This is a genomic window from Streptomyces sp. (assembly GCF_031178505.1).
In the GTDB taxonomy this organism is placed as follows: domain Bacteria; phylum Actinomycetota; class Actinomycetes; order Streptomycetales; family Streptomycetaceae; genus Streptomyces; species Streptomyces gulbargensis.
This window is the reverse complement of sequence record NZ_JAPSIW010000320.1, coordinates 1-7,401: the sequence shown is the minus strand read 5'-3', so window position 1 is coordinate 7,401 and position 7,401 is coordinate 1. Positions and strand designations below refer to the sequence as shown.

Annotated in this window: 5 protein-coding genes and 2 pseudogenes; 4 read left to right on the top strand and 3 right to left on the bottom strand. The window is 71.7% G+C overall.

Annotation, left to right across the window (positions count from 1 at the left end; genetic code table 11):
• Positions 1 to 224, top strand: a pseudogene (locus tag RIF68_RS20530) (LytR family transcriptional regulator); the annotation flags it as partial.
• A 59-nt stretch (positions 225 to 283) separates the two neighbouring features.
• Positions 284 to 2,050: an LCP family protein gene (locus tag RIF68_RS20525; protein WP_309052751.1), complete on the top strand. Its 1,767-nt coding sequence runs from the start codon at positions 284 to 286 to the stop codon at positions 2,048 to 2,050.
• A gap of 78 nt (positions 2,051 to 2,128) precedes the next feature.
• Here RIF68_RS20525 and RIF68_RS20520 read toward each other — a convergent pair whose 3' ends face one another.
• Positions 2,129 to 3,139 (bottom strand): glycosyltransferase family 2 protein, encoded by a 1,011-nt coding sequence (locus RIF68_RS20520; protein ID WP_309052750.1) that lies wholly within the window; start codon positions 3,137 to 3,139, stop codon positions 2,129 to 2,131.
• A gap of 275 nt (positions 3,140 to 3,414) precedes the next feature.
• Here RIF68_RS20520 and RIF68_RS20515 point away from each other — a divergent pair, with 275 nt between their 5' ends.
• Positions 3,415 to 4,821 carry an LCP family protein gene (locus RIF68_RS20515; protein WP_309052749.1) on the top strand — a complete coding sequence of 469 codons (1,407 nt, stop codon included), beginning with the start codon at positions 3,415 to 3,417 and terminating at the stop codon, positions 4,819 to 4,821.
• A gap of 130 nt (positions 4,822 to 4,951) precedes the next feature.
• Here RIF68_RS20515 and RIF68_RS20510 read toward each other — a convergent pair whose 3' ends face one another.
• Entirely contained in the window at positions 4,952 to 5,497 is a 546-nt protein-coding gene (locus tag RIF68_RS20510; RefSeq protein ID WP_309052748.1) for an acyl-CoA thioesterase, read from the bottom strand.
• Between the two features lie 119 nt (positions 5,498 to 5,616).
• Here RIF68_RS20510 and RIF68_RS20505 point away from each other — a divergent pair, with 119 nt between their 5' ends.
• Positions 5,617 to 6,888, top strand: a complete 1,272-nt coding sequence (locus tag RIF68_RS20505; RefSeq protein ID WP_309052747.1) for an LCP family protein — start codon at positions 5,617 to 5,619, stop codon at positions 6,886 to 6,888.
• A gap of 82 nt (positions 6,889 to 6,970) precedes the next feature.
• Here the strand turns inward: RIF68_RS20505 and RIF68_RS20500 are convergent.
• A pseudogene (locus tag RIF68_RS20500) lies at positions 6,971 to 7,401 on the bottom strand (hypothetical protein); the annotation flags it as partial.

Below are 7,401 nucleotides of genomic sequence, written 5' to 3'. Positions count from 1 at the left end.
CGTACGCGCCGAACCAGGCCGATCAGGCCCGCAAGCTGGCCGACATGATGGGCCTGCCGGCCACGGCGCTCAAACCGGGGACACAGGACGCCGCGGAGCGCGCGCCCATGACGCTCGTCCTCGGCGCTGACTTCAAGGGCGCGGGGGTGCCCCTCACGGGGCCGGTGCAGGCGCCGAAGGATCTGCAGAAGGTAGCAGCCGACAAGCAGGTGTGCGCCAAGTGACCCGGAGACACCGGGGTGCGGCGCACGCGAGGCTGGTCTGACGGACAGGGGACCTTGGGGTGGGACGCAACAGCGTGCGTGGGGAGGGAACACGGGGACGTGTTCCGCACGCCCGTGAGTCGGGCTGGGACGACGAGCCGTACGGCGCCGACGGCACCACCGGCGCGGACGAGAGGGCCGTGGCCGGCGAGGCGGGCGCCGAGGGGGCGTCGCCCCGGGCCACGCGCCGCCGCGGCGGCGGGCCGGCCGGTTCCGGCGGTACGGGACCGGCGGCCGCGGGCGGGCGGGCCGCCGCACGGCGGCAGGCCAAGAAGTCCGGCAAGCGCAAGGCGCTGCGCTGGAGCGCGATCACGCTGTCGCTGCTGATACTCGGCACGGCCGGCGCCGGATACCTGTACTACGAGCACCTCAACGGCAACATCCGCGGCGGCGCCCGCGCCGGCGGCAACAGCGGTGTGGAGAAGGCGAAGCCGAACGCGCTCGGCGACACCCCGCTGAACATCCTCCTGATCGGTTCCGACAGCCGCGCCGACGAGAAGAACATCGCCCTCGGCGGCGGGCGGAACGACAAGAACCGCAGGCCGCTGGCGGACGTGCAGATGCTGCTGCACATCTCGGCGGACCGGGAGAACGCCTCCATCATCTCCATCCCCCGCGACACCGTGGTCCCGATCCCGGAGTGCCGGGACGAGAACGCCACCTACCCGGCCACCACCAACCGGCCCATCAACGAGTCGCTGCAACGCGGCGGACCGGGCTGCACGCTGACCACCTGGGAGTCGCTGACCGGGGTCTACATCGACCACTGGATGATGATCGACTTCGCCGGTGTGGTCGCCATGGCGGACGAGGTCGGCGGTGTCCCGGTCTGCGTCAAGACCGGTGTGCACGACCGCTCGACGAGGACGGTCAAGGGAGGCTCCGGGCTGAAGCTGGCGGAGGGCACCCACGAGATCAAGGGCGAGCAGGCCCTCCAGTGGCTGCGTACCCGGCACGCGTTCGGCAGCGACCAGAACCGCGCCAAGGCCCAGCACATGTACATGAACGGCATGATGAAGCAGCTCCAGAAGCAGAACGCCTGGAGTGACACGGGCCGTCTCATGGGCCTGGCGGACACGGCCACCAAGGCGCTGATCGTCTCCGACGAGATCAAGTCGGTGTCGGCCCTCTTCGACCTGTCGATGCAGCTGAAGAACGTGAAGATCGACCGCCTCACCACGGCGACGGTTCCCACGATGAAGTACCCGCCGAGGCCCGAAGAGTGGCTCCAGCTGGTCCCGGAGTCCGCGGACAAGATGTGGACGATGCTCCGGGACGACGTCGCCCTCGACAAGAACGGCGACAAGCCAGGGGCCAAGCCCAAACCGAAGCCGGCCGGCCCCGTGAAGCCCAAGGCGAAGCCGGAGGCCCCGGACTCCTTCGGGGTGGCCGTCATCAACGGCACGGACGGCAGCGGCACCCGCCCCCCGGTCGAGGGCCGGGCCGGCGCCATGGCCGAGACCCTCAAGGGCAAGGGCTTCTCCCGCGCCGAGGCCTCGCGCGAGGACGGCGGCCGCAAGGACACCGTCGTCACCTACCCCAAGGCGACGGGCGAACAGGGCCGCGCCAACGCCCAGTCCGTGGCCAAGGCGCTCGGCCTGCCCGACACCGCCGTGCGCGCCGCCACCGGCAGCGAGTCCGTCACCCTGATCGTGGGCGAGGACTGGCGCGAGGGCGACACGTACAAGCGGCCGGTGACGAAGGCGGGCGACCTGCCGGAGGGCGCCGACGACAAGGTGGACTGCATGGACATCTACTCCGTCTACCGGTGGGACGGCAAGAGCTGACCTCCGCCCCGCGACACGGCGACGGCCGGGCCCCACGAGGGACCCGGCCGTCGCCGTCCGCGCGGAGCGGAGAAGGCGTCAGACGCGCTCCGCGCGGACCGCCGGGCGGCGGCTGGCGATGACCTTCTTCGCGAGCGAACGCGGGCTGGTGAGGAAGCCGTACCCCCACGACATGTGCATCGTGGCCAGCGCGACCGGGATCTGCAGGCGCGCCTTGAGCGGGAGGCCCTTGCCCGCGGGGATCGAACCGGCCGTGATGGCGGCGAGGTAGCCGGCCGGGATCACGAAGCCGAGCGGGGTGAGCGTGGCCCCCGCGACCAGGCCGGCGGCGATGGCGCAGACGGCCGTCGGCGGGGCCAGGTAACGGAGGTTGATGGAGCCCTGGTGGTAGCGGGCCACCACGTGGCGCCAACGACCGTAGTCCTTGTACTGCTTGGCGAGCGCCTTCACCGACGGGCGGGGCCGGTACTGCACGCGGAGCTCCGGCGAGAACCAGATCAGACCGCCCGCCTCACGGATGCGGTAGTTCAGCTCCCAGTCCTGGGCGCGGATGAACTCCACGTTGTAGCCGCCCTGCTGCTCCAGCGCCTCGCGCCGGAACACACCGAGGTAGACGGTCTCCGCCGGGCCCGCCTCGCCACCGGTGTGGAAGGCCGCGTTGCCGACGCCGATCTTCGAGGTCATCGCCGCGGCGACCGCCTCCTCCCAGGCGTTCTCGCCCTCGGCGTGCATGATGCCGCCGACGTTCTGCGCGCCGGTCTCCTCCAGGAGCCGGACGGCGGTGGCGATGTAGTTCGGCGAGAGCATCCCGTGGCCGTCGACGCGCACCACGATCGGGTGACGCGAGGCCTGGATCGCCGCGTTGAGGGCGGCGGGAGTACGGCCCGTGGGATTGGGCACGGTGCGCACGCGGGGGTCCTCGCGCACGAGTTCGGCGGCGATCTCGTCCGTACGGTCCGTGGACGGGCCCAGCGCGATCACCACCTCCATCTCGCCGTCGTACTCCTGCTCCAGGATGTGACGGACCGCGTTGCGCAGGTGCCGCTCCTCGTTGAGGACCGGCATGATCACGGAGACGGGGGGCTGCATGGATTCCTCGGGGGGTCCGGGGTCGTCGCCCGGGAGACAGCAGTATCGCCCGCCACGTTACCGCGAATGGGGGACACCCTCGCGCGCCGCCGGGGCGGGCGGGCCCTTGCGCTGATCGTATGGGCCTACGGTGCTCACGGTTCCCCTTGTCGCACCCGCGGAGGTGTCCGTCCGTGCCCACACCGCCCCGCACGCCCCCTCGCCGCCCCGTCCCCCGACCCGCCGCGGGTCGGGGGAGGCCCGGGCGGCCCCGGCGGCCCCGGTGGGGGAAGCGGATGGCGACGGCGCTCTCCGTGGCGGTCCTCGCGGCGGGCGGCATCGGGCACGCGGTGGTCACCGGCCTGGACACCGGGATCACCCGGGTGGACCCCTTCAAGGACATGAAGAACCGGCCGCAGGCCGGGCACGGCATGAACGTCCTCGTCGTCGGCACCGACGGGCGCGACCGGATCACCGCCGAGGAGAAGGAGAAGTACCGGCTCGGCGGCGAGCCCTGCCACTGCACCGACACCGTGATGCTGGTGCACATCTCCGGGGACCGGGAGCGGGCGAGCGTGGTGAGCCTGCCCCGCGACTCGTACGCCGAGATGCCCGAGCACACCGACCTGACCACCGGCGAGCGGCACGAGGCGCACCCGGTGAAGCTCAACGCCGCCTACGCGGAGGGCGGTCCCGCGCTCACCGTGCGGACCGTCGAGTCGATGACCGGGGTGAAGATCGACCACTACCTGGAGGTCGACTTCACCAGCTTCATGCGGACCGTCGACGCGGTCGGCGGGGTGGAGATCTGTACGGCCCGGCCGATGAAGGACCCGTACACGGGGCTCGACCTGGCCGCGGGCACCCACGAGCTGGACGGCGGGCGGGCGCTCCAGTACGTGCGGTCGCGGCACATCGACGGCGCGGCGGACATCGGCCGGATGCAGCGGCAGCAGCGGTTCCTGGCGGCCCTGGTCGACCGGCTCACCAGCGGTGGGGTGCTGTTCAACCCGGTGCGGTTCCGGCAGGTCGCGACGACGATGCTGGGGTCGGTGCGGGCGGACGAGGGCTTCGGTACGGACCAGATGCTGTCCCTCGCCAAGGCGATGCGCGGTTTCACCCCGGCCTCGTCGGAGTTCGTGTCCGTGCCCGTCGGGAACATGAGCTTCCCGGTGAAGGGCATCGGCTCCACGGTGAAGTGGGACGCGGCCAAGGCGCAGAAACTGTTCCAGGCGCTGCGCGAGGACCGGCCGCTGGCCGCGCCGAAGGGGAGCTCCGCGGGCCCGGTCTCCCCCGGTGCGGGCTCCGCCGCCCCCACGGCGCCGGACCGCGCGGTCGTGGACGTGCCGCCGCGCTCCGTCCGGGTCCAGGTCTACAACGGCACCCGCACGGACGGGCTCGGCCGCAGGGTCGACGAGGCGCTGCGCGCGGCCGGCTTCGACACCACCCGCACCCCGCTGACCGCGGCGGGGCCGGTCCGGGAGCGGACCGTCGTCGAGTACGACCCGCGTTGGGACCGTTCCGCGAGGACCTTGGCGGCGGCGCTCCCGGGGGCCGAACTGCGGGAGACCGCCGGGCGGGGCGGGACGCTGAAGGTGACGGTGGGCGGGGACTACAAGGGGGTCACCCCGGTGCGCGGGGAGGAGGAGGGGAAGCCCGGGCCGTTCGAGGCGGTCCGGGGGGACGAGGTGGTGTGCGGGTGATCCCGTACGGGCCCGGTCCCCGGCCGGTGGTGCGCGGACCCGTGCGTCACGCGCCGGTGCCGTGCCGATCCGTGCCGTACGGGTCCCGCTCTCCTCGCCGTCCCGCTCTCCTCGCCGCCGCGCGCCCCGGTCAGTCGTCGTAGCCCTGGGCCGCGCGGGCCTCGCGGAGCTCCATGATGGCGCGGCGGCGGGCCAGGCGGTGGGTGCGGCGGATCTGGGCCTCCTGGTAGCGGCGCTTGTCCTGTTCCGTCTCGGGGATCACCGGGGGGACGGGGCGCGGCTTGCCGTCGGCGTCGACGGCGGCGAAGACCAGGTAGGCGGAGCCGACCTGCGTCGCGGGCGTGGACTCGTTCCAGCGCTCGGCCAGGACCCGGACGCCGACCTCCATGGAGGAGCGGCCGGTCCAGTTGACCTGGGCCTTGACGTGGACGAGGTCGCCGACCCGGACCGGCTCCAGGAAGGCCATCTCGTCCATGGAGGCCGTGACGGCCGGTCCGCCCGAGTGCCGGCCCGCGACGGCGCCCGCCGCGTCGTCCACCAGCTTCATGATCACGCCACCGTGCACGGTGCCGAGGAGGTTGGTGTCGTGGCTGGTCATGATGTGGCTGAGGGTGGTGCGAGAGGCGGAGGTCGGCTTGCCGGGCAGCTCGCCCGGGGTATCGCCCTGTTCTGTCATGCCCTCCACCTTATGCCGGGTCCCGGGCGCGTCCGCTTTGCATCAGCTTGGCAACAGCACCGGCCCGATGCTCCACCCGGCCTGTCGCCGGGAAAGGGCCGCCCGGCACACTGGACGGCATGAATGACTGGCCCGACGACGGCGGATACGGCCGTGGCAGCGCGAACCCTCGGTCCGAGGGCCCTCGCCGCATGCGTCATGTGCAGCGACCGCAGGTCCCCCAGCAGCCGCCTCGGCACGACCAGGGCTACAACCCGAACTTCACGCAGGCCCAGGCCTCCGGCTACGACTCCGGTTACAACACGGGCCAGGTGTACGGCCCCCAGGGCAGGGGCGGTGACGGCGGCGGGCACGGGACCGTGCCGCCGCAGTACTCGCCGAGGTCCGGCGGGCCCGGGGGCGGCGCCCCGGTGGACTGGCGCAAGCGGATCAAGGTCGGTTCGATCGTGCTCGTCGTGGGCGTCCTGGCGTGGGGCATCGGCACCTACGCCTGGGCGAGCTCGCAGATGCGCAACGAGGTGGACCTCTCCAAGGTCATCGAGCGGCCGGAGGAGGGTGACTGCACGACGTACCTGATCGTCGGCTCCGACAGCCGCGAGGGCATGTCGGCGGAGGAGAAGAAGAAGCTGCACACCGGCTCCGCCGAGGGCAAGCGGACCGACTCGATGATGATCCTCGCGGCCTGCTCCAGCGGGAACACGATGATCTCGCTGCCGCGTGACTCCTGGGTGACGATCCCGTCCTTCGTCGGCTCCGAGTCCGGCAAGCAGTTCGGTCCCCGGGGCGGCTCGAAGCTGAACGCCGCCTACGCGATGGACGGCCCCGAGCTGCTGGTGCGGACCGTGGAGTACAACACGGGGCTGCGCATCGACCACTACGCGGAGATCGGCTTCGCCGGCTTCGCGAACATCGTGGACGCGCTCGGCGGCGTCGAGATGAACATCGAGAAGGGCTTCAAGGACAAGAAGTCCGGCGCCGACTTCCAGGCCGGTCAGCAGACCCTCAACGGCGAGCAGGCCCTCGCCTTCGTCCGGACCCGGTACGCCTTCGCCCAGTCGGACCTCCAGCGGACGAAGAACCAGCAGAAGTTCCTGTCCGCGCTGGCGAACCAGGCGGCGACGCCGGGCACGATCCTGAACCCGTTCACGCTCTACCCGACGCTGGGCGCGGGCCTGGACACGCTGATCGTGGACAAGGACATGTCGCTGTACGACCTGGGGAAGATGTTCTTCGCGATGAAGGGCGTCAACAGCGGTGACGGCCGGTCGATGAACATGCCGATCGCGGGCGGCGCGCCGCAGGGCTCCCTGAAGTGGGACATGCCCAAGGTGAAGGAGCTCGTCCGGCAGATCCAGAACGACGAGAAGGTCACGGTGACCTCGGACCGCTGAGGCGGCGAGGACCCGGGTACGGGGAAGGGCCCCGCGGACGGTGTCCGCGGGGCCCTTCCCCGTGGTCGTGCGAGCGGCTCCGTCAGCCGACGACCTTGAAGAGGACGCGGCCCTCGGGCGAGGTGGCGACCTTCTTCAGGGCCGGGTCGTCGGCCCGCAGACCGCCCTGGGTGGGCCACTGGACGACCCAGTCGGCGTCGTACTTGTGCAGGATCGCCAGCTTCTCGTCGCGGCTGATCTCGCCCTTGAAGTACTGCACGACGTCGATCTTCCGCTGGGTCTCGTCCGGCAGGAAGAAGTCCGGGTAGCCGATGGCGATGGTGTAGTAGCCGTAGGCGGGAAGCTTCTGGGCGGCGAACGGGTCGCTCATGAAGACGTCGCCGTACTTGGCGTACCGGGTGGTCCACTCGTACGTCTTGGGGAGCTCCATGAGCCCCTCCTCGGTGACGGCCTTCGGCAGGGCCTCCTCGCGGATGACGAAGCCGAAGCCGTCGCGCTGCGCCCAGGCGCCGG

Excerpts from the sequence above, each read along its gene's own strand:
- RIF68_RS20520 (WP_309052750.1), bottom strand. The coding sequence starts at position 3,139 with ATGCAGCCCCCCGTCTCCGTGATCATGCCGGTCCTCAACGAGGAGCGG.
- RIF68_RS20515 (WP_309052749.1), top strand. The coding sequence starts at position 3,415 with ATGGCGACGGCGCTCTCCGTGGCGGTCCTCGCGGCGGGCGGCATCGGG.
- RIF68_RS20510 (WP_309052748.1), bottom strand. The coding sequence starts at position 5,497 with ATGACAGAACAGGGCGATACCCCGGGCGAGCTGCCCGGCAAGCCGACC.
- RIF68_RS20505 (WP_309052747.1), top strand. The coding sequence starts at position 5,617 with ATGAATGACTGGCCCGACGACGGCGGATACGGCCGTGGCAGCGCGAAC.